General features: G+C 73.1%; 16 protein-coding genes. 7 read left to right on the forward strand and 9 right to left on the reverse strand.

Annotated features, from left to right (window positions below; genetic code table 11):
• Nucleotides 1-76: 76 nt before the first annotated feature.
• Nucleotides 77-1,042 carry an aldo/keto reductase gene (locus tag ACTHMF_RS13130; protein WP_440318153.1) on the reverse strand — a complete coding sequence of 322 codons (966 nt, stop codon included), beginning with the start codon at nucleotides 1,040-1,042 and terminating at the stop codon, nucleotides 77-79.
• A gap of 95 nt (nucleotides 1,043-1,137) precedes the next feature.
• Here ACTHMF_RS13130 and ACTHMF_RS13135 point away from each other — a divergent pair, with 95 nt between their 5' ends.
• The gene (locus ACTHMF_RS13135) at nucleotides 1,138-1,908 is read left to right on the forward strand and encodes an SDR family NAD(P)-dependent oxidoreductase (protein ID WP_440318155.1); all 771 of its coding nucleotides are present in this window, start codon (nucleotides 1,138-1,140) and stop codon (nucleotides 1,906-1,908) included.
• A gap of 116 nt (nucleotides 1,909-2,024) precedes the next feature.
• On the opposite strand, the gene ACTHMF_RS13140 is transcribed toward ACTHMF_RS13135, so the two are convergent.
• Nucleotides 2,025-3,443 (reverse strand): amidohydrolase, encoded by a 1,419-nt coding sequence (locus ACTHMF_RS13140; protein ID WP_440318157.1) that lies wholly within the window; start codon nucleotides 3,441-3,443, stop codon nucleotides 2,025-2,027.
• A 107-nt stretch (nucleotides 3,444-3,550) separates the two neighbouring features.
• On the opposite strand from ACTHMF_RS13140, the gene ACTHMF_RS13145 reads away from it, so the two are divergent.
• The 5 genes from ACTHMF_RS13145 to ACTHMF_RS13165 are packed head-to-tail and all read left to right on the forward strand — an operon-like array spanning nucleotide 3,551 to nucleotide 8,895.
• A complete protein-coding gene (locus ACTHMF_RS13145; RefSeq protein ID WP_440318159.1) occupies nucleotides 3,551-4,672 on the forward strand; it encodes a zinc-binding dehydrogenase in 1,122 nt (373 codons plus the stop codon).
• A 32-nt stretch (nucleotides 4,673-4,704) separates the two neighbouring features.
• Nucleotides 4,705-5,667, forward strand: coding sequence for an aldo/keto reductase (locus ACTHMF_RS13150; protein ID WP_440318161.1), 963 nt, complete (start codon nucleotides 4,705-4,707; stop codon nucleotides 5,665-5,667).
• A 23-nt stretch (nucleotides 5,668-5,690) separates the two neighbouring features.
• On the forward strand, nucleotides 5,691-6,671 hold the full coding sequence (locus ACTHMF_RS13155) for an alpha/beta hydrolase (protein ID WP_440318163.1): 981 nt from the start codon (nucleotides 5,691-5,693) through the stop codon (nucleotides 6,669-6,671).
• Nucleotides 6,668-7,690: an alpha/beta hydrolase gene (locus ACTHMF_RS13160; protein ID WP_440318165.1), complete on the forward strand. Its 1,023-nt coding sequence runs from the start codon at nucleotides 6,668-6,670 to the stop codon at nucleotides 7,688-7,690. The genes ACTHMF_RS13155 and ACTHMF_RS13160 overlap by 4 nt, the downstream gene beginning before the upstream one ends.
• Nucleotides 7,687-8,895, forward strand: a complete 1,209-nt coding sequence (locus tag ACTHMF_RS13165; protein ID WP_440318166.1) for a multidrug effflux MFS transporter — start codon at nucleotides 7,687-7,689, stop codon at nucleotides 8,893-8,895. Before ACTHMF_RS13160 ends, ACTHMF_RS13165 begins: the two co-directional genes overlap by 4 nt.
• 68 nt (nucleotides 8,896-8,963) lie before the next feature.
• Here the strand turns inward: ACTHMF_RS13165 and gap are convergent, their stop codons facing one another.
• The 3 genes from gap to ACTHMF_RS13180 form a co-directional block, all read right to left on the reverse strand.
• Nucleotides 8,964-9,959, reverse strand: coding sequence for a type I glyceraldehyde-3-phosphate dehydrogenase (gene gap / locus ACTHMF_RS13170; protein ID WP_440318167.1), 996 nt, complete (start codon nucleotides 9,957-9,959; stop codon nucleotides 8,964-8,966).
• Nucleotides 9,960-10,070: 111 nt separating this feature from the next.
• Nucleotides 10,071-11,027, reverse strand: a complete 957-nt coding sequence (locus ACTHMF_RS13175; protein ID WP_314147389.1) for a GlxA family transcriptional regulator — start codon at nucleotides 11,025-11,027, stop codon at nucleotides 10,071-10,073.
• A gap of 123 nt (nucleotides 11,028-11,150) precedes the next feature.
• The gene (locus ACTHMF_RS13180; protein WP_440318169.1) at nucleotides 11,151-12,614 is read right to left on the reverse strand and encodes a GMC family oxidoreductase; all 1,464 of its coding nucleotides are present in this window, start codon (nucleotides 12,612-12,614) and stop codon (nucleotides 11,151-11,153) included.
• A gap of 200 nt (nucleotides 12,615-12,814) precedes the next feature.
• Here ACTHMF_RS13180 and ACTHMF_RS13185 point away from each other — a divergent pair, with 200 nt between their 5' ends.
• Complete coding sequence (locus ACTHMF_RS13185) at nucleotides 12,815-14,254, forward strand: aldehyde dehydrogenase family protein (protein ID WP_440318171.1); 1,440 nt, start codon at nucleotides 12,815-12,817, stop codon at nucleotides 14,252-14,254.
• 66 nt (nucleotides 14,255-14,320) lie between these two features.
• Here ACTHMF_RS13185 and ACTHMF_RS13190 read toward each other — a convergent pair whose 3' ends face one another.
• Genes ACTHMF_RS13190 through ACTHMF_RS13205 form a run of 4 tightly spaced genes read right to left on the reverse strand, consistent with a single transcriptional unit; the run spans nucleotide 14,321 to nucleotide 20,191 of the window.
• On the reverse strand, nucleotides 14,321-16,612 hold the full coding sequence (locus ACTHMF_RS13190) for an arylsulfatase (RefSeq protein WP_440318172.1): 2,292 nt from the start codon (nucleotides 16,610-16,612) through the stop codon (nucleotides 14,321-14,323).
• Nucleotides 16,609-17,439, reverse strand: coding sequence for an ATP-binding cassette domain-containing protein (locus ACTHMF_RS13195; RefSeq protein WP_440318173.1), 831 nt, complete (start codon nucleotides 17,437-17,439; stop codon nucleotides 16,609-16,611). Before ACTHMF_RS13195 ends, ACTHMF_RS13190 begins: the two co-directional genes overlap by 4 nt.
• Nucleotides 17,436-19,253 (reverse strand): dipeptide/oligopeptide/nickel ABC transporter permease/ATP-binding protein, encoded by a 1,818-nt coding sequence (locus ACTHMF_RS13200; protein ID WP_440318175.1) that lies wholly within the window; start codon nucleotides 19,251-19,253, stop codon nucleotides 17,436-17,438. Before ACTHMF_RS13200 ends, ACTHMF_RS13195 begins: the two co-directional genes overlap by 4 nt.
• Entirely contained in the window at nucleotides 19,250-20,191 is a 942-nt protein-coding gene (locus tag ACTHMF_RS13205) for an ABC transporter permease (RefSeq protein ID WP_314147382.1), read from the reverse strand. The genes ACTHMF_RS13200 and ACTHMF_RS13205 overlap by 4 nt, the downstream gene beginning before the upstream one ends.
• Between the last annotated feature and the right edge of the window lie 41 nt (nucleotides 20,192-20,232).

A 20,232-nucleotide genomic window follows, 5' to 3' on the forward strand; every position in this document is an offset into this window, starting at 1 on the left:
CCCCCCCCGCCCGGCCGCGGACGCAGAGTCAGGGCGCCCCCCCCCGTCTCGGGCCCACTTTCTGCGTACTCGGCTGTTACCAGGCGCCGGTGGGGGCGAGGTGGGAGTCGAGCCAGAGGGTGCGGGTGAGGGTGCGGATGGCGTCGGGACCGACGCGGTCGAGGAGGGCGAGCGCGCCGAGGTTGTCCTCGAACTGCTCCAGGCGGCTCGCCCCGAACAGCACGTTCGCGGTCGCCGGGTGCGAGAGCACGAACGCCAGCCCGAGCTGCGTCGGCGTCGCATCCAGGGAGGCGGCGATCCGCTGCACCTCGGGATAGGCCGCGACGATCGCCTCCCGGATGCCGCCGACGTCGGCGCCGATCTTGCGGCCCGGCGTCAGCTTGCCGGCGAGGATGCCGCCCTCGAACACGTCGGAGGCCTGCAGTGCCAGCGCGCCGCGGGCGAACAGCTCGCCGTACGGCTCGCCCTCGGCCATCGTCCGCCGCACCAGCCCGTACTTCAGCTGCGCGAAGGTCGGCGGGGTCAGCCCCTCCGCCTGCGCGAAGGCGATGGCCGCGCGCACGTCGTCGATCAGCCAGTTGTTGACGCCCCAGCCCGCGAAGCGGCCCTTCTCGATCTCGGCGGCGACGTCGGTCACGATGCGCGGGACATCCACCTCGCCGAGGTAATCGCCGACCACCACCAGGTCCGCGCTCTCGACGCCGATCCGGTCGAGGGAGACCGCCAGCTGGTCGGCGAACGACCGCGCCGGGTACTCCCAGAGCCACAGCTTTCCGCAGAGCAGGTAGTCCTCCCGGCGCAGCCCGGCGGCGCGCACCGCCTCGCCGAACAGGATGTCGGTGCGCGCGTTCTCGGCGTGCGGGCCCATGTCGTAGTGCGCGACGTCGAAGAACGCGGCGCCCGCCTCCGCGGCCCGGTGCACGAGCGCGACCGCGTCGTCCGGGGTCATCCGGTCCCAGGTGTTCCAGGAGCCGAGGGCGAAGACCGGGACCTCCGGGCCGCCTGGCCCGAGCGTTCTGGTGGGGACGGGTGCAGCGGACACGGTGCCTCCTTGCGACGGTGGATGCGTTTTTCTACGCTTGTATAATATAACTGGACCCGCGACGCTGCGGGCCGTTCGAGCAGAGAGGGTCCACCGTGACCGACAGCACCAGCATCCCGGCCTCCCCGACCGCCCCCGGCGACCGCGTCGTCCTGGTCACCGGCGGCGCAGGCGGCATCGGCCGCGCCATCGCCGAGGCCTTCCTCGCGGTCGGCGACCGCGTGATCGTCGCGGATGTCGACGCCGACGCCGCGGCGGCCACCGCCTCCGCGCTCGGCGCGACCGCCCTCGCCGTGGACATCACCGACCCCGCCGCCGTGGCCGCCGCCGTCGACCAGGTCGTCGCCGACCACGGCCGCATCGACGTGCTGGTCAACAACGCCGGCATCCTGTCCGTGCACGGGATGCTGACCGAGCTGAGCCCGTCCGACTACGAGCTGATCGTGCGCGTCAATATCCTCGGCACCTTTACGATGACGCAGGCCGTCGCCCGCCGGATGACCGCGGACGGCGTGCGCGGCGCCATCGTCAACATCTCGTCCATCGGCGGCAGCCAGCCGACGCCCGGCATGGGCGCGTACGAGTCCAGCAAGGCCGCGGTCGACTCGCTCACCCGCTGGGCCGCGATCGAGCTCGCCGCCTCCGGCATCCGCGTGAACGCGGTCGCCCCCGGCCCGGTGCTCACGCCGATGCTGCGCGCCGGGATGCCGGAGGGCTCGCCCGCGCGCGAGGCGTGGGCGTCGCGCATCCCGCTCGGGCGTCTGGCCGAGGTGGAGGATGTGGCGCCGGCCGTCGTCTTCCTCGCCGGCGCCGAGCACATCACGGGGGTGAGCCTGGCGGTCGATGGGGGCCAGCTGCTCGCCTGAATCGGCCGACCGTCCGAAAGGGAGGACATCCGGGGCCCAGACGCCCTGGGGGCGGGGAAGGGAGGACGTCCGCGCGCGAGCCGCGCGGAAGTCCTCCCTTCTCGACGGCTGCGCCGTCAGACCGCGACGCCCACCCGCTCGAACACCACATCACCGTCGACCACCGTCAGGTCCACCCCGACCCCGGGCAGCTCCGCCGGGCTGAGTGTCAGCGGGTCCGCCTGCAGCACGCACAGGTCCGCCGCCTTGCGCGGCTCGAGCGAGCCCTTCCACGGCTCCGCGCCGTCCTGCTTCGCCGGCACCGTGGTGTACGCCCGCAGCAGGTCGCGCATCCGCTCGGTCTCGCCGCCGGGCGCCGGGGCGCCGAGCCAGGCGTCCGCGTCCGCGATGCCCTGCCGCCAGTCCGGGGCCAGGATCGGCGCATCCGAGCTGAGCGACACGTCCACCCGGGCAGCACGCGCCGCGGCGAGCGGCCAGGCCGCTGCTGCGACCTCCTCGCCGAGCACGCCGGCCAGCCACGGCGCCGTCTTCACCGCGATGCCCGGCTGGACGTTGAGCCCCATCCCGAGCGCCGCCATCCGCCGCAGCGCGTCCGGCGTCACGAGGTCGCCGTGGATGACGTAGTGCCGCAGCTCCATCCTGCTCTCGGCCAGCGCCGCCTCCACCGCATCCACGACGGTGTCGATGGTGCGGTCGCCGGTCGCGTGCACGCCGACCTGCAGCCCGAGCCGGTTGGCCGCGCGGATCCTGCCGGCGAGGGCGGCCGTCTGCTCGTCGAGGTCCGTCCCGTCGATGAGCAGGCCGCCGCTCGCGCCGTCCGGGTAGCGGTGCCTGGTCCAGGCCTGGTGCATGGGCGGGATGCCGTCGGCGAAGATCTTGACGCCGGCGACCCGCAGCCAGGTGGGCCGGTCGGTCTCGCGGCGCAGGTCGCGGACGCCCTCGACCACGTCCCGCAGCGTGCTCGGCCCGTCCAGCACGCCGAACAGGGCGAGGACGTTCACACGGGCGGTGAGCGCGCGCTCGGCCTCCAGTTCAACGTAGGCGTCGAAGACATCCTGCCCGAAGCAGCCGGTCGCGCCGCCGTTCTCGCCGGGGCCGAGTCCCGGCTCGGTGTAGCTCGTGATGCCGAGCGAGGCGATCAGCCGGCCGGCGCGCAGGATGGCCGCCCTGCGGTCCTCGTGCGTCGTCAGCAGCGGGGCGGAGTGCGAGGTGTCGTGCGGGTCGCCGTGCGCGGCGTCGTCGGGCGCGGCCGGCGCGTCCTCACCGCCGCCGAACACGGTGCGGGGCCACATCGCCCCGAGCCAGGTCGCGTGCAGGTGCGAGTCGTTGATGCCGGGGAGCACGGCGCGGCCGTCGAGGTCGACGACGCGCGTGCGCCGGCCGATGGTCGCCTCCACCTCCGCGTCGGTGCCGACCCGCAGGATGCGGCCGTGCCGCACCGCGATCGCCTGTGCGGTGCCGTCGTCCGCGTCGAGGGTGTGGACGACGCCGCCGCGCAGGACGAGGTCGGCGCTGGGATCGGGTGCTGTCTGCACGGGTTCTCCTGTTCTCCGGTCGACCTCGCTATTTTGGTCAACGTATGTAGAATAACCCACGCAGACGCTTTCGCACCCGCGTTCCGTCCCGACGATCTGGAGTCTCGATGACGATGCCCAGCACCCTCCCCGCCTCCACCCGCGCCGCCGTGCTCACCGAGCACGGGCGCCCGCTGGAGCTGCAGGAGATCCCGCTCCCCGCCGAGCTCGAGCCGGGCGCTGCGCTCGTGCGCATCGCCTGCACGACGCTCTGCGGCACCGACATCGAGATCTGGGCGGGAAAGATGACCTTCCCCGGGATGCTGCCGATGGTGCTCGGCCACGAGATGGTCGGCGAGATCGTCGCCGTCGGCGATGGCACCGCGGACGCGCTGGGCCGGCCGCTCTCCCCCGGCGACCGCATCGGCTGGTCCGAGTCCACCTGCGGCGCCTGCTACGGCTGCACGGTGCTGCGCGAGCCCGTGCACTGCTCCGCGCGCGGCTACGGCTTCCTGCAGCGCTCGGACGTCCCGCCCTACGCGACCGCAGGCCTCGCCGACTACGCGTACGTGACGCCAGGAGCGGCGAAGCTGCTGCTGCCCGACGAGGTCGCGGACACCTGGGCGTCGATGGCGGGATGCGCGGCCAAGACCGTGCTGCGCGCCTTCCACCGCGCCGGCGGCGTGCGGCCGGGCTCCCGCGTCGTCGTGCAGGGCTCCGGCGCGCTCGGCCTCTTCGCCACCGCCGTCGCCCGGCTCTCCGGCGCGGGCGCGGTGATCACCGTCGGCGCCCCCGCCGACCGGCTCGCGATGGCGCAGCGCTTCGGCGCGGACGCGGTCGTGGACATCGCCGGCGGCTCCGAGCAGACCGTGCAGCGCGTGCTCGAGATCACCGAGGGGCACGGCGCGGACCTCGTGCTGGACTTCGCCGGCGCGCCGAGCGTCGGGCCGGAGGCGCTGGCGATGGCCGCGCAGCGCGGCACGTTCGTCGTCGTCGGCTCGACGGGGCCCGCCGGCGACCCGGTGGCGCTCAGCACCATCATGGGCAAGGAGCTCACCGTGGTCGGCTCGCTCAACGGCGACATCGCCGACTACGCCCGCGCGATCGAGTTCTTCCGCGACTTCGCCGGGCGGATGCCCTGGGACGAGCTGTTCAGCGCGCCCGTCGGGCTGGCCGAGGCGTCCGAGAAGATCGCGAGCATGGCCGGCCTCGGCGAGATCAAGGCCGTCATCGACCCGCGCATCGGCTGAGCCAGCGCACCCCGCGCTCAGGAAGGAACGACATGACCACCCGCATCCCCACCCGCCCGCTCGGCTCCTCCGGGATCGAGGCCGGCGTCCTCGCCCTCGGCTCCTGGCACACCTACGACCGGATGGACTTCGCCGACGCCGTCGAGATGGTCGGCTACGCGATCGAGCACGGCGTCACCCTGTTCGACGTCGGCGTGTACGGGTTCCGCGGGATGCAGCCGCCGGTGTTCACCGACGTGCTGTTCTCCGCGATCGTCCGCGCGGCGGGCATCGACCGCTCCGACTACCTGCTCTCCGAGAAGCTGTGGCTGGAGGGCTACGGCGACGGCGGCTTCCGGCCGCAGCTGGAGCACGCGCTGTTCCGCGTCGGCTCCGACTACGCCGACCTCGTCGTCCTCGGCGACCTGCGCCGCGACGACCTGGAGCTGCGCGACCTCGTCCTCGACCTCGCCGGGCTGACCGAGGCCGGCCTGATCCGGGCCTGGGGCGTCAACAACTGGTCGGCGGCGAACATCGAGACGCTCCTCGACATCGCGGAGGCCGAGGGCGTGCCGGGACCGCAGCTCGCCCAGCTCAAGTACAGCGTGGCCAGGCGGTCCATCCCGGACGGCGCCCCCTTCGCCCGGCTGTGGGAGCGCGGCCTCGCGATGCAGGCCTCCGACGTGATGGAGGGCGGCATCCTGGCCGGGAACGTGCAGCCCGGCCGCGAGGTCGGCCGCGACCCCGGCGGCATCCGCGAGCGGATCGTCGCCGACGTTCCCGCGTTCGCCGCGGTCGCCTCCGACCTCGGCACCACGCCCGCCCAGCTCGCGGTGGCGTTCAGCCTCACGCACCCCGCGACGGCGACCACCCTGTTCGGCGCCAGCCGGCTGGAGCAGGTGCGCAGCAACCTCGACGCCGTCGCGCTCGTCGAGCGCGTCGGCGCCGAGACCATCCGCGCCGCGGTCGCCCCGTTCTGGGCCGACCGGGACGTCGTCGACCCCGCCGGTCCGTGAGCCGGCCGACCAGAAGGAGTGCCATGATCCCCGTCCCGTTCGACCCCGAGATCGCGCCCGTCATCGACGCGCTGGCCGCCGACCCGCAGCCGCCGCTGAGCAGGGAGACGCTCCCGCAGAGCCGCGCGGGCGCTGCCACCGCGTTCCCGGCCGCGGCCGACGTGATCGGCGACCTGCCGATCGACGCGGAGGACCGCGTCATCCCCGGGCCCGCAGGAGCGCCCGACCTCGAGATCACCATCCTCACGCCGCGCGGGCACGACGCGAGCGCCCCCGCGCTGCCCGTGCTCTACAACATCCACGGCGGCGGGATGATCGTCGGGCACCGCAGCTGGGAGACCGGCCGGCTCGTCGAGCTGGTCGCCGAGCTCGGGGTGATCGCCGTGAACGTCGAGTACCGGCTCGCGCCGGAGAATCCGTACCCCGCCGGCGTCGAGGACTGCTACGCCGGGCTGGTCTGGCTGGCGGAGAACGCCGCGTCGATCGGAGCGGACCCCGAGCGCATCGTCGTGATGGGCGGCAGCGCGGGCGGCGGCTTCTCCGCGGCCGTCGCGCTGCTCGCCCGCGACCGCGGCGGCCCCGCCATCGCCGGCCAGCTGCTGCTGTGCCCGATGATCGACAACACCAACTCCACGGTCTCCAGCCACCAGTACGCGGGCCTGGGCACCTGGACGCGCGAGGCCAACCTGCTGGCCTGGGAGTGCGTGCTGGGCGAGGAGCTGGCCTACAGCACGGACGCTCCGGCGTATGCAGCGCCCTCGCGCGCGACCGACCTCTCCCGGCTGCCGCACGCCTACATCGAGGTCGGGGCGGCCGAGCCGTTCCGCGACGAGGACATCGCCTACGCCTCGCGGATCTGGGCGGTCGGCGGCGAGGCGGAGCTGCACGTCTGGTCCGGCGGCTTCCACGGCTTCGACATGTACGCCCCGGCGAGCGAGGTCACGCGCGCTGCGCTGGCCGCCCGGTTCTCCTGGCTGCGCCGCGTGCTCCGGCTGAACCCGTGACCGACGCGACGCCGCGGCCGGTGCCCTACGACCGCGAGCTCGAACCCGGCCTCGCGGCGTTCCTCGACCTCGTGGAGCGGATCCCGCTGCGCGCGCACACCATCCTGGAGAACCGGGCGCACTTCGCGACGATCATCCCGCCGATCCAGGCGCAGGTCGCCGGGCTCCCGGTCGTCTGGGAGGACCGGGTGATCCCGGGGCCGGTAGGCGCGCCCGAGGTGAGCGTGACGGTGATCCGGCCGACCGCGCCGCCGACCGCCGGGCCGGCCGCCGCGCCGGGCCGCGCACCCGGCGTGCTCGGCATCCACGGCGGCGGCCAGGTGCTCGGCACCCGGTTCTTCGGCACCGGCGAGCTGATCGACCTCGCGGTCCGGTACGGGACGGTCGGCGTCGCCGTCGAGTACCGGCTCTTCCCGGAGGCCGCGGGCGACGGCGTCCCCGGCACCGCCTCCGGCGAGGACTGCTACGCCGCGCTCGAGTGGTTCGCCGGGCACGCGGACGAGCTCGGCGTCGACCCCGACCGCCTGCTCGTCTCCGGCGCGAGCGCGGGCGGCGGCCTCTCCGCGTCCGTCGCGCTGCTGGCACGGGACCGCGGCGGCCCGCGGCTCGCCGGGCAGCTGCTGAACACGCCGATGCTGGACGACCGCAACGACACCGTGTCCAGCCGCCAGTACGACGGGATCGGCGCGTGGGACCGCAACAACAACGACACCGCCTGGGACGCCATCCTCGGCGCCGTGCGCGGCACCGACGCGGTCTCCCCGTACGCCGCGCCCGCCCGCGCGCGGGACCTCTCCGGCCTGCCGCCCGCGTACATCGAGGTCGGCTCGGCCGAGGTGTTCCGCGACGAGGCGGTCGACTACGCGACGCGCATCTGGGCGACGGGGGGCGAGGCCGAGCTGCACGTCTTCAGCGGCGCGTACCACGGCTTCTCCGGCTTCTCGCCGGACGCGATCGTCTCCCGGGCGGCGCTCGATGCGCGCGACAGCTGGCTGCGGCGCGTGCTCCGGCTGTCGTGAGCGTCGTCGCGGCGCCGCCGCTGATGAGCGTGCGGCGCAGCATCCTGGTGCTCGGCGTGCTGGAGGCGTTCGGTCCGCTGTCGATGGACCTCTACCTCCCGCAGCTGCCGCAGCTGGCGTCCTCGCTCGGCACCAGCGACGCGCTTGCCCAGGCGACGATGGCGGTCTGCATGGCGGGGCTCGGCGTCGGCCAGCTGGTCGCGGGTCCGCTCTCCGACCGGTTCGGCCGCCGTCGGCCGCTGCTGGTCGGCGTCGCGCTGTTCACGCTGTTCTCTCTGGCCTGCGTGCTCGCGCCGACCATCCAGGTGCTGCTCGTCGCGCGCCTGCTGCAGGGGCTCGCCGGGTCCGCCGGGCTGGTGATCACGATGGCGGTCGCGCGCGACATGTACAGCGGCGCCGATTTGTCCCGGATGCTCAGCCTGCTCGCCCTGGTCAGCGCGTCCGCGCCGATCCTCGCGCCGGTCGCGGGCGGCGCGCTCGCGCTGGTGCTGGACTGGCGCGGGATCTTCGCCGTGCTCACCGGCGTCGGGGCCGCCCTGTTCGTGCTCGCCTTCACCGGGCTCCGCGAGACGCTGCCGCCGCCGGCCCGGCACCGCGGCGGGATGCGCACCCTCGGCGCCCACCTGCGCTTGCTCGCGCGCGATCCGCTGTTCGTGCTCGTGGTGATCGCCGCGGCGGCCGGCGGGGCAGCGTTCTTCGCCTACCTGTCGATGTCGAGCTTCGTGCTGCAGGACCAGTTCGGGCTGAGCCCGCAGGCGTTCAGTCTGTTCTTCGCGGTCAACGCGCTGGCGAACCTGCTCGGCGCGCAGCTCAGCCGGGTGCTCGTGCGGCGGCTCGGGCCCGCGCGGATGTATCTGACCGGGCAGCTGGCGTCCTGCCTCGCGGCGGCGCTCCTGCTGGCCTCCGTGCTGCTCGGCTGGGGACTCCCGGGCATCCTCTGCGCGCTGCCGCTGTTCCTGTTCGCGTCGGGCGTCGGCGGTCCCAACGGCACCACGCTCGCGCTCGGCGCGCACGCCGCCCGCGCGGGCACCGCGGCCGCGCTGCTCGGGACGGTCACGTTCACCGTCGGCCCGATCGTCGGCCCGCTCGCCGCGCTCGGCGGCGCCTCCGCGCTCGCGATGGCCGTCACCATCGCCTGCGCCAGCACGCTCGCGGCCCTCGTCGCCTTCGGCGCCTCCTCCCGCTCCCGCACCCCCTCCGCATAGCACCCGCCGAGTACGCAGATCGTCTGCGTACTCGGCGGTTCTGGTGCGATTTTCTGCGTACTCGCGGGTTACTCGGCGAGGAGGGCGAGGGTGTCGACGACGCGGTTGGAGAAGCCCCACTCGTTGTCGTACCAGGCGACCACCTTGATGTGGCGGCCGTCGACGCGGGTGAGCGCCGAGTCGAAGATGGAGCTGGCCGGGTTCCCGGTGATGTCGGAGGACACCAGCGCGTCCTCCGAGTACTCCAGGACGCCCGCCAGGCGGCCCTCCGCCGCCGCGCGGTACGCGGCGAGCACCTCGTCGCGTGTCACGTCGCGGGACACGGTGGTGTTCAGCTCCACGATCGAGCCGACCGGGACCGGGACGCGGATGGAGTCGCCGGAGAGCTTGCCGTCCAGGTTCGGCAGCACCAGGCCGATCGCTTTGGCGGCACCGGTCGTGGTCGGCACGATGTTGACGGCGGCGGCGCGGGCGCGGCGCGGGTCGCGGTGCGGGCCGTCCTGCAGGTTCTGCTCCTGGGTGTACGCGTGCACCGTCGTCATGAAGCCGTGCTCGATGCCCGCCAGTTCGTCCAGCACGTCCGCGAGCGGCGCGAGGGCGTTGGTGGTGCAGGAGGCGTTGGAGACGATGGTGTGCACGGCGGGGTCGTAGGCGTCCGTGTTCACGCCGTAGGCGAGCGTCACGTCGGCGCCGTCGGCGGGTGCGCTCACGAGCACCTTCTTCGCGCCGGCCTCGATGTGTGCGCGCGCGGCGGTCGCGGAGGTGAACCGGCCGGTCGACTCGAGCACGATCTCGACGCCGAGCTCGGCCCACGGCAGCTGCGCGGGCTCGCGCTCGGCGAGGACCTTGATGCGGTGGCCGTCGACGACGAGCTCGTCGCCCTCGGCCGAGACCGGGCGGCCGAGACGGCCGGCGGTGGAGTCGAAGGCGAGCAGCTTGGCCAGGGCGGCCGGCTCGGTGAGGTCGTTCACGGCGACGACCTCGAGCGCGGTGTCGCGCTCCAGCAGGGCGCGGAGCACGTTGCGTCCGATGCGGCCGAATCCGTTGATGGCGATGCGGGTCATGGGAGTGGAGGTTCCTTTCTTCCTTCTCCCGTCCAGGCTCGCGCCCGGCGCCGCGGCACGACAGCGGCAGGAACGACACGGTTCGAAAGCATCCCGCCACGCGGGTGCCGGTCACTCCGCGTCGCCCGCGAACGTCCTCCGGTACTCGCTGGGCGTCGTGCCGAGGATGCGCTGGAAGTGCAGGCGCAGGTTCGCGCCGGTTCCGAGCCCCGCATCCGCGGCGATCTGCTCGACGCTGCGCTCGGAGCGCTCCAGCAGTTCGCGGGCGAGGTCGATCCTGGCGCGCATGACCCACTGCATCGGGGTGTAGCCGGTGTCCTCCACGAACCGGCGGGAGAAGGTGCGCGGCGACACCGCGGCGCGCCTGGCCAGCACCTCCAGGGTCAGCGGTTCGCCCAGCCGGTGCAGCGCCCACTCCCGCACCTCGGCGAAGCGCTCGCCGAGCGGCTCCGGGACGCTGCGCGGAACGTACTGCGCCTGCCCGCCGCTGCGGTACGGCGCCGCGACCAGCCGCCGGGCGGCGTGGTTGGCGGCGGCGATGCCGAGGTCGCCGCGCAGGATGTGCAGGCACAGGTCGATCCCGCTCGCCGCGCCTGCGGAGGTGAGCACGTCCCCCTCGTCCACGAACAGCACGTTCTCGTCGACGCGGATCAGCGGGTGCTTGGCGGCCAGCGCGCGCGTGTAGTGCCAGTGCGTCGTCGCCCGCTTGCCGTCGAGCAGGCCGGTCGCCGCGAGCGCGAACGCGCCGGTGGAGATCGCGGCGAGCCGCGCGCCGCGGTCGTGCGCGGCCAGCAGCGCGGCGACGACCTCCGCGGGCGGGTCCTCGCGGTCGGGATGCCGGTAGCCGGGCAGGAAGACGATGTCGGCCCACTCCAGCGCTTCGAGCCCGGACGCCACGTGGTACGACAGCCCGTCGCCTCCGGTCACGAGCCCGGGGGCCGCACCGCAGACGCGCACCTCGTACGGCATGCTCGCGCGCGTCGTGAACACCTGCGCCGGGATGCCGACGTCGAGCGGCTTCGCGCCCTCCAGCACGAGGACGGCGACGCGGTGGAGACGCTCGGGCACCCCACAACGCTAGCGCCCCGCCCCTCGCCATCGCTTCCGGAGTTGTTCACGCCCGGCACCGGCGTGTCGCGTGAGGAACTCCGGAACGGATGGCAGGGCGCGCCGGCGAGAGGGGTCGCCGTGTCAGGCGCCGGCGAGGAGGAAGCGCGCGGCCTGCTCGCCGATGACGACGCTCGGCGCATTGGTGTTGCCTGTGGTCACCGTCGGCATCACCGACGCGTCCGCCACCCGGACGCCCGCGACGCCGTGCACGCGCAGCGTCGGCGAGACCACCGCGTCCTCCCCGATCCCCATCGCGCAGGTGCCGACCTGGTGGTGGTACGTGATCGCGGTGCGCCGCACGTAGTCCTCCAGCGCGTCGTCGCCCACCTCGGGACCGGGGTGGATCTCGGTCGCGCCCCACGCGGCGAGCGCCGGCCGGGCGCCGATGCTGCGGCACTGCCGCACCGACGCGACGAGCGAGGCGACATCGTCCGGGTGGCCGAGCGCGTCCAGATCGATCAGCAGCGGGTCGTGCGGGCCGGGTCCGGAGAGCCGGACGCTCCCGCGCGCCTTCGGCGTGACGATCCCCGCCATCAGCGAGAACCCGTCCGCCGGCCCGGTCATGCCGTCCTGGTACATCGGCACGGAGAAGTGGATGGGCTGGGTGTCCGGCACCGGGAGGTCCTGGTCGCTCTTCCAGAACAGATGCGACTGGGTCACCGACACCCCCTCTCGCGGCGGCCCGACCGGGCGCTCCGTTCCGAAGATCACCGGAGACAGCAGGTGGTCGTGCAGGTTCCGGCCGACGCCGGGCAGGTCGGCGACCGGCTCGATGCCGAGCGCGCGCAGCTCGTCCGCCGGGCCTATGCCGCTGCGCAGCAGGATGCGCGGCGAGTCGAGCGCGCCCGCGCACAGCACCACCTCGTCCGCGTGCAGCCGCCGCACCTCGCCGTCCTGCTCGAACTCGACGCCGACGACGCGCGCCTCGGCGCCCTCGATCAGCAGCCGGTGCACCCAGCATCCCGTCCGCACGTCCACCCGGTCGCGCACCGGCTTCAGGTAGGCCATGTAGGTGTTCCAGCGCCGGCCGTCGCGCAGGGTCACCTGCTGCTGGGAGACCCCGTCGAGGTGGTCGCCGTTGTAGTCGGGGTTGCGCTCCAGCCCCTCCTCCACGGCCGCCTCGACGATGGACTCCTGGATGGGGTCGAGCGGATAGTCGTCCGTCACCGAGAGCAGCGCCTCCGCCTGCTCGAACAGCGGCCGCAGGTCGTCCCACGCCCAGCCGGCGTTGCCGCGCGCCGCCCAGCCGTCGTAGTCGGCGGGCGCGCAGCGCACCCAGATCATCGCGTTCAGGGCGTGCGAGCCGCCGAGCACCTTGCCGCGCGGCAGGTGCAGGCGGCGCCCCGCCGCGCTCGGCTGCGGCACGGTGACGTAGTCCCAGTCCTCCGGGCTGTGCCAGAGCTCGCCCATCCGCGACGGGTCGTGGATGGCCGGGTTGGTGTCCTCTCCCCCGGCCTCCAGCACGGTCACCGCGTGGCCCGCATCCGCGAGCCTCCTGGCCACGACGCTGCCGGCGGAGCCGGCGCCGATCACGATGACGTCCATGGGTGTCCTCCTCGTCGAGTGCTGGGGTCACCTGCGAGGCTGGCACGGAGGCGCACCCGCGCGGAACGCCCGCGCGCGCGGCGTTCCCGGATCGTCAACGGCCATGCCGTGCGCGTCAAGACAGCCCGAGCCGCAGCTTTGGACACTGGTTCCGTCCCACCCAACGGTCCACAGACCACAGGCAAGCGAAGGAGCACCCCGTGGCCACCAAGTTGTTCATCGACGGCGAGTGGACGGAGGCGTCCGGCGGCGCCATCGCCACGGTCGACCCCGCCACCGAGCAGGTCATCGAGGAGGTCGGCACGGCCGCCGCCGCCGACGTGGACGCCGCCGTCGCGGCCGCCCGCGCCGCCCTGGGCCGCGCCGACTGGGCGGGTCTGCTGCCTGTGCAGCGCGCCGCGCTGCTGTTCCGCCTCGCCGACCTCATCGACCAGCACGCGGACGAGCTCGCCGCCCTGGAGACGCGCGACCAGGGCCAGCCGATCGGCATCTCGCGCATGGTCAGCGTCGGCGGCGCCGCCGAGCACTTCCGCTACTACGCCGGCTGGGTCACCAAGATCCAGGGCACCGTGAACCCGGTCTCCTTCCCCGACACGCTGCACTACACGCGCCGCGAGCCGGTGGGCGTCAACGCGCTGATCACGCCGTGGAACTTCCCGCTGATGATCCTCGCCTGGAAGCTCGCGCCCGCGCTCGCCACCGGCAACACCGTCGTCATCAAGCCGAGCGAGGTCACCCCGCTCACGAGCATCCGGCTGGTCGAGCTGTGCCGCGAGGCCGGCATCCCGGACGGCGTCGTGAACCTGGTCACCGGCGACGGCTCGACCGGCGCGCTGCTGGCCGAGCACATGGACGTCGACCACCTCTCGTACACCGGCTCCACCGCGGTGGGCAAGATCATCACCCGCGCGAGCGCCGACTCGAACCTCAAGCGGCTGACGCTGGAGCTGGGCGGCAAGGCGCCCTCGATCATCGCCGCGGACGCGGACATCGACGCGGCGGTCGCCGGGAACATCCAGGGCAGCATCCTGAACTCCGGCCAGGTGTGCGCCGCATACACCCGGTTCTACGTCGACAAGAAGCGCGAGGCGGAGTTCGTGGACAAGCTGGCGGGCGGCGTCTCGGGCCTCCGCCTCGGCAACGGCCTGGAGGAGGGCACCGACCTCGGCCCGCTCGTCTCGGCCAAGCACCTCGGCCACGTGGAGCGGCTGGTGGAGGTGGGCCGTCAGCAGGGCGCGGAGGTCGTCACCGGCGGCGCGCGCGCCGACCGCGATGGCTTCTTCTTCACCCCGACCGTCTTCGCCGGGGTCACCGACGAGATGACGATCATGCACGACGAGATCTTCGGGCCGGTGCTCTCCATCACCTCGTACGAGGACACGGACGAGCTGGACGCGATCATCGCCCGCGCGAACGACACCGAGTACGGCCTGGCGGCGACCGTGTGGACGAGGGACATCGCGACCTCCCAGCGGCTCGCCAACGGCATCCGCGCCGGCGCCGTCTTCGTGAACATGCCGTCCATTCCCGACATGGCAGCCCCCTGGGGCGGCTACAAGGCGAGCGGCTGGGGCCGCGAGATGGGCCCCTGGGCCATCGACGCCTACACGGAGACCAAGTCCGTCTGGCTCCACTACTGAACACTGAGGGGCGGCTCGTTGCGACCTTCCGCACCGCGGAACCCGCAACGACTCGCCCCTCGACGCCTACTCGTAGATGCGGGCAATGGCGCGCTCGACGGGGACGATGACCTCGGGGTTCTCCGGCGCGCGCTCGCCGGGGAGGTAGCGCACCCAGCGCAGCGTCCCGGTGAACGGGTCGGAGCGGCGGCGCTCGTGGCGGTCCCAGTCGCCGGGGCCGCCGCGGTCGAGGCCCACGCTGATGCCGGTGAACGGCGCCATCCCGAGCAGCTGCAGCACGGGATCCAGCGCGAACAGCTCCTCGCCGTCCGCGGACGCGGCGATCCGCCAGCGCAGGCCGGGCTCCGCGGCGAACCGCAGCAGCACCTCCGTCTCGCCCGCGGTGTCGAGGCCGCCCAGCGGCGCGGACGCCCGGTGCAGGCGGCCGTACTCGTTGTATGCCAGTTCGAGCATGCTCTCGCGCACCGACAGCGCATAGCCGCCGCCCTGGTCGCCGTGCGCGACCAGGACGCCCTCACCGCTGCGGAAGTCGGCGCGCACGAGGACGTCGAAGCTGCGCAGCTTGGTGAGCTTCGACGACCGGAACCGCTCCAGCGTCGCCGTGCCCGGGTACAGCGTCACGGGACGCTCCAGGTCCAGCTCGGTGGACGGCCGGTGCGTGAACAGCGAGCCATCGTCGTCCAGCGGGAACACCGTGTTCCACCACGCCGCGCGCCGCCACTCGGCCGCGAGCTCCGCCACCACGTCCGGGTGCACGGCCGCCAGGTCGTGCAGCTCCGTCGGGTCCAGCTCGGTGTCGTACAGCCGCCACTCGGCGTCGTCGTAGGCGTCGCCCCAGCGGTGCTGCGTCACGATCTTCCAGCGCCCGCGCGAGAACGCACGGTTCCCCGCGAACTCGGAGTACTGCTCGGCGCGGGCCGGCGCGGCGGCCGGCGAGCGCAGCACGGTGTCGAACGGGACGCCGTCCACCTCGTGCGGGGAGGCGGCGCGCGGCACCCCGGCCAGCGCGAGCAGCGTCTGGCCGAGGTCGGTCACGTACGCGTACTGCGACCGGATGCCGTCGTCGCCGTCCGCGCGCGGCAGCCCGGCCGGCCAGGACACCACGAGCGGGACGCGGATGCCGCCCTCGTACGTCGCGCCCTTGTACAGCCGGAACGGCGTGTTCGAGACGCGCGCCCAGCCGGCCGGGTAGTGCGCGTGCACGCGCGGACCGCCGATCAGCGACGGGTCGCGGTCCACGTCCCGCTCCCAGTCGGCCGGCAGCCCGGCCAGCTGCACGAACTGGCTGAAGTAGCTGCGGGTGCCCTCCGGGCCGCCCTCGCCGGTGCCGCCGTTGTCGGAGGCGACGACCACGATCGTGTTCTCGTACTCCCCGAGGGCGCGCAGCTCGTCCAGCAGCCGCGCCAGGTTCTGGTCCACGTTGTCGACGGCGGCGGCGTACACCTCCATGTAGCGCGCGAAGAGGTCGCGCTGCTCGTCGGTCAGCGACTCCCACGGCACGTCGCCGGGCGCCGGCTCGGTGCCGGGCGGGAACAGGCCATCGCGCACCTGGCGGGCGAACCGCTCCGAGCGGATGTGGTCCCAGCCGCGCTCGTACGCCCCGCGGTAGCCCTCGATGTCCTCCGGCTTCGCCTGGATCGGGCCGTGCACCGCGTGGTGCGCGACGTATAGGAAGAACGGCTTGTCCGCGTCGTTCGCGCGCAGCGTCCTGATCATCCCGATCGCGCGGTCGGTGAGGTCGTCGGTGAGGTAGTAGCCGTCCGGGTACTCGTCGACGGTCACGGGCGAGTTGTCGGACACCAGCCGGTGCGGGTGGAACAGCGTCGTGAAGCCGTCCATCGAACCGAAGTAGCGGTCGAAGCCGCGCTGCAGCGGCCACGAGCCCTTGTCGGCGCCGTCGTGCATCTTCGACTCGGTGGTCAGGTGCCACTTGCCGACCATGAAGGTGGCGTAGCCGGACTCGCGGAACGACTGGGCGATGGTCGGCACGTCCTCCGCGATCTCCATCACGTAGCCGGGGAACCCGGGATCGGCGTGCACGACCGACGCGAAGCCCGCCCGGTGCGGGTTCAGGCCGGTGAGCAGGGCGGCGCGCGCCGGCGAGCAGACCGGCGTCGAGTGGTAGTTCGTGAACCGGTAGCCGGTCTCCGCGAGCTCCTGCACCGCCGGGGTGCGGATCTCGCTGCCGAACGGCGACAGGTCGCTGAAGCCCAGGTCGTCCAGCAGCACGACGACGACGTTCGGCGCACCCTCCCGCGCGCGGACGCGCTGCGGCCAGGACGGCACCGACGCACTGGCGACCTCGGCGACGACGCCGGCGAAGCCCTCGTAGCCGCGGCTCGGCGGCGCGTCGGTCACGCCGCCTGCTCCCGCAGCTTCAGCCACGCCGCTCGGCGCTCGGCCTGCTTGACCGGGTCCGCGATCGGCGAGGCCGTGAGCAGCCGCCGGGAGTAGGGATGCTGCGGGTCGCGGGTGATCTGCTCGCCGTCCCCGGTCTCCACGATCTCGCCGCGGTACATCACGGCGACGCGGTGGCAGATCCGGCGGACGACGCCGAGGTCGTGCGAGACGAATAGGTAGGAGACGCCGGTGTCGCGCTGCAGCTCGATGAACAGGTCGATGATGGTCGCCTGCGTCGTCAGGTCGAGCGCGCTGACCGGCTCGTCGCACACGATCAGCCGGGGCTTGCGCACGAGCGCCCTGGCGATCGCGATGCGCTGCCGCTGGCCTCCGGAAAACTCCTTCGGGTAGCGGTCGATGACGTTCGCCGGCAGCTTCACCCGATCGAGCATCTCGGCGACGGCCGCCCTGGCCTGCCTCCGGCCGGTGCCGGCCGTGGTGAGCGGCTCGGCGAGGATGTCGCCGATCGTCATCGCCGGGTTCAGCGACCCGTACGGGTCCTGGAAGACCACCTGGATGCTGGAGGCGAGCTCGCGCCGCTTGGCGACCTTCAGCCGGGTGATGTCCCTGCCGTCGAACGTGATGGTGCCACTGGTGACCGGCACCAGCCCGAGGATCGCCTTGCCGAGCGTGGACTTGCCGGAGCCGGACTCGCCGACCAGGCCGACGCACTCCCCCGCCCCGACCTCGATCGACACCTCCTTCAGCGCGCGGAACGAGCCGCGGCGCTGACCGTAGTCGACGACAACGTTCTCGGCGGTCAGCAGCGGGGTGGGCGCGGTCATGCGAGCACCGCCTTCCTGTTCTCGGTGTCCGCTCCCGCCGCGACCGTCGCGTCGAGCTCGCTGCGGCTCGCCGCGCCGTCGAGGGACGCGGCGATCAGCTCGCGGGTGTATGCGCGGGTGGGCTGCGCGAAGATGCGGTCCACGTCGCCGATCTCGACGATCTCGCCGCTGCGCATCACCACGACGCGGTCGCAGATGTCGGCGACGACGCCGAAGTTGTGGGTGACGATCACCAGCGCCATCCGGTACTCCTGCTGCAGCTCGCGCAGCAGCTCCAGCACCTCCGCCTGCACGGTCACGTCGAGGGCGGTGGTCGGCTCGTCGGCGACCAGCACCGACGGCTTGCCGGCGATCGCCCCGGCGATCAGCACGCGCTGAGCCATGCCGCCGGAGAGCTGGTGCGGATAGGACCTCATCACGCGCGGCGGGTCGACGATGCCGACCTTCTCGAGCATCTCCAGCGCACGTCGCCTGGCGTCCGCCCTGGACAGCTTGTGCACCGCGCGCAGCGGCTCCGTCAGCTGGTGGCCGATCGTGAACGACGGGTCCAGGTTCGACATCGGCTCCTGCGGGATGTAGCCCACCTCGTCGCCGAGCAGCCGCTGCCGGTCGCGGTGGCCGAGGCGCGTGACGTCTCGGCCGCCGATCCAGATGGCGTCGGCCGTGCACGCCCCGCCGGCCGGCAGCAGGTCCAGGATGCTGAACACGGTCTGCGACTTGCCGGAGCCGGACTCGCCGACGATGCCGAGCACCTCGCCGGGCGCGACGTCGAGGGTGATGCCGTGCACCACCTCGGTCTCGCCGCCGTCCGGCGCCGCGTAGCTCACCCGCAGGTTCTCCAGCCGCACCGCGGAGTCGGAGGCGCGGTGCGCGACCGCACCCGTCGAGCTCGTGACCGCGCCCGGCTCCGCGCCGGCGCGGGCGCGGCGCCTGCGGCGGTGGACCGGGGTCTTCACGCTGACGACGTCCGCGAGAGTCGAACCGAGCACCGCGAGCGCCGCGATGGTGATGCCGAGCGCGAGCGACGGCCAGAGCAGCAGCAGCGGGCTGGTCAGCATGGTGCGGAAGCCCTCGTTCATCATCGCGCCCCAGCCCGGGGTGCGCGCGCCGCCGATGCCGAGGAACTGCAGTCCCGCTTGCATGCCCATCGCCATCCCGGCGGTGAGCGCGGTCTGGATGATGACGGGTGCGTAGACCGCCTTGACGATGTGCCGCGCCATGATCCGGGCGTTGCCGAGGCCGGAGACGCGGGCCGCATCCACGTACGGCTCGTTGCGCACGGCCAGGACGGTCGAGCGGGTGAGCCGGAAGTAGCCGGGCGCCATGAACACGCCGAGCGTCGCCATCAGCACGGTGAAGTCGTTGCGGGTGCCCGCGGCCACGATGAGCAGGATGATCATGCCGGGAACCGCCTGCAGCGCGTCGCTCACCCAGGTGGCGCCGCGGTCGAACGCGCGCCCGTAGTATCCGGCGGCGAGGCCGGCGGGGACGCCGACGATCATGGCGACGACGATGGTGACGAACGCTCCCCACAGCGTGGACTGCGTGCCCCAGATCAGCCGGCTGAGCACGTCCCTGCCCGCGCTGTCCCCGCCGAGGGGATGCGCGGCGCTCGGCGGCGCCTTGGTGAGGGCGAGGTCGACGAAGTTCGGGTCGTGCGGCGACAGCAGCGGCGCGAGCACCGCCACCAGCAGCACCAGCGCGAGCACGCCGAAAGAGACCGCGCCGGCCGGGCGCTTCAGGAAGCGGACGAAGGTTGAGCCGCGCCGCGGCACGACGGCCTTCGGGTCGATGATGACTTCGGTCGCCGTCATTGCACACGCGCCTTCGGGTTGATCCAGCCGAGCACCACGTCCAGGACGAAGTTGACGACCACCACGAAGATGACCGTGATCACGGTGATGCCGAGCAGGATGGGGATGTCGCCGTTCTGGGAGGAGCCCGAGGTGAGGGCGCCGATCCCCGGCAGGGAGAAGATCTGCTCCACCACGATCGCGCCGCCGAGGAGGCCGACGAACATGAGCGCGAGCACCGTGAGGGAGGCGGGGGCGGCGTTGCGCACGAGGTGCACGACGACGCGCGGCTGCGACAGGCCGCGGCTGCGCAGGGTGCGGACGTAGTCCTGGTTGTTCGCGGAGATGATCGCGTTGCGCAGCTGCTCGGCGATCATCACGATCGCGCCGAGCGAGAGGGCGATCGCCGGCAGTGTGATCGAGCGGAGCCAGCCCTCGACGCTCACCGCGGGCTGCACGTAGCCGACGGCGGGGAACCACTTGAGGTTGACCGCGAACCAGATGACGAGCACCAGGCTGACCCAGAAGCCGGGCAGCGCGAACAGGATGACCGAGGCCGCCTTGATGATCTTGTCGAGCACGCTGCCCGGCCGCAGCCCGGCGAGGATGCCGAAGACCCCGCCGAACAGTGCGGACAGCAGGGTCGCGGCCGTGACGACGGAGAGCGTGACCGGCAGCTTGATCGCGATCTGGGCGTTGACCGGCTGGAAGTTGCGCCAGGAGTCGCCGAAGTCGCCGACGATGGCGTGGCTCCCCCAGTCCCAGAACTGCACGAGCAGCGGCCGGTCGGTACCGATCTTCGCCGCGAGAGCCGCCTGCTGGGCCGGCGTCGCCGAGCTGCCGAGCAGGCCCGCGGTGGGATCGCCGATGGCCAGGTGGGCGAGGAAGAACGTGCCGATGGACACGGCAACCAAGAGGATGACGCCCGAGATGAGCCTCTTGATCGTGAATCTGATCATGTGCGGGGTTCCTGCCGGTCGGATGGTCGGGAGGGCGGGCC

The organism is Leifsonia sp., assembly GCF_051955155.1.
In the GTDB taxonomy this organism is placed as follows: Bacteria; Actinomycetota; Actinomycetes; order Actinomycetales; family Microbacteriaceae; genus Leifsonia.

Coding starts and splice junctions, on each gene's coding strand:
- ACTHMF_RS13200 (WP_440318175.1), bottom strand. CDS start 19,253: ATGACGGCGACCGAAGTCATCATCGACCCGAAGGCCGTCGTGCCGCGG.
- ACTHMF_RS13205 (WP_314147382.1), bottom strand. CDS start 20,191: ATGATCAGATTCACGATCAAGAGGCTCATCTCGGGCGTCATCCTCTTG.
- ACTHMF_RS13195 (WP_440318173.1), bottom strand. CDS start 17,439: ATGACCGCGCCCACCCCGCTGCTGACCGCCGAGAACGTTGTCGTCGAC.
- ACTHMF_RS13150 (WP_440318161.1), top strand. CDS start 4,705: ATGACCACCCGCATCCCCACCCGCCCGCTCGGCTCCTCCGGGATCGAG.
- gap (WP_440318167.1), bottom strand. CDS start 9,959: ATGACCCGCATCGCCATCAACGGATTCGGCCGCATCGGACGCAACGTG.
- ACTHMF_RS13145 (WP_440318159.1), top strand. CDS start 3,551: ATGACGATGCCCAGCACCCTCCCCGCCTCCACCCGCGCCGCCGTGCTC.
- ACTHMF_RS13180 (WP_440318169.1), bottom strand. CDS start 12,614: ATGGACGTCATCGTGATCGGCGCCGGCTCCGCCGGCAGCGTCGTGGCC.
- ACTHMF_RS13155 (WP_440318163.1), top strand. CDS start 5,691: ATGATCCCCGTCCCGTTCGACCCCGAGATCGCGCCCGTCATCGACGCG.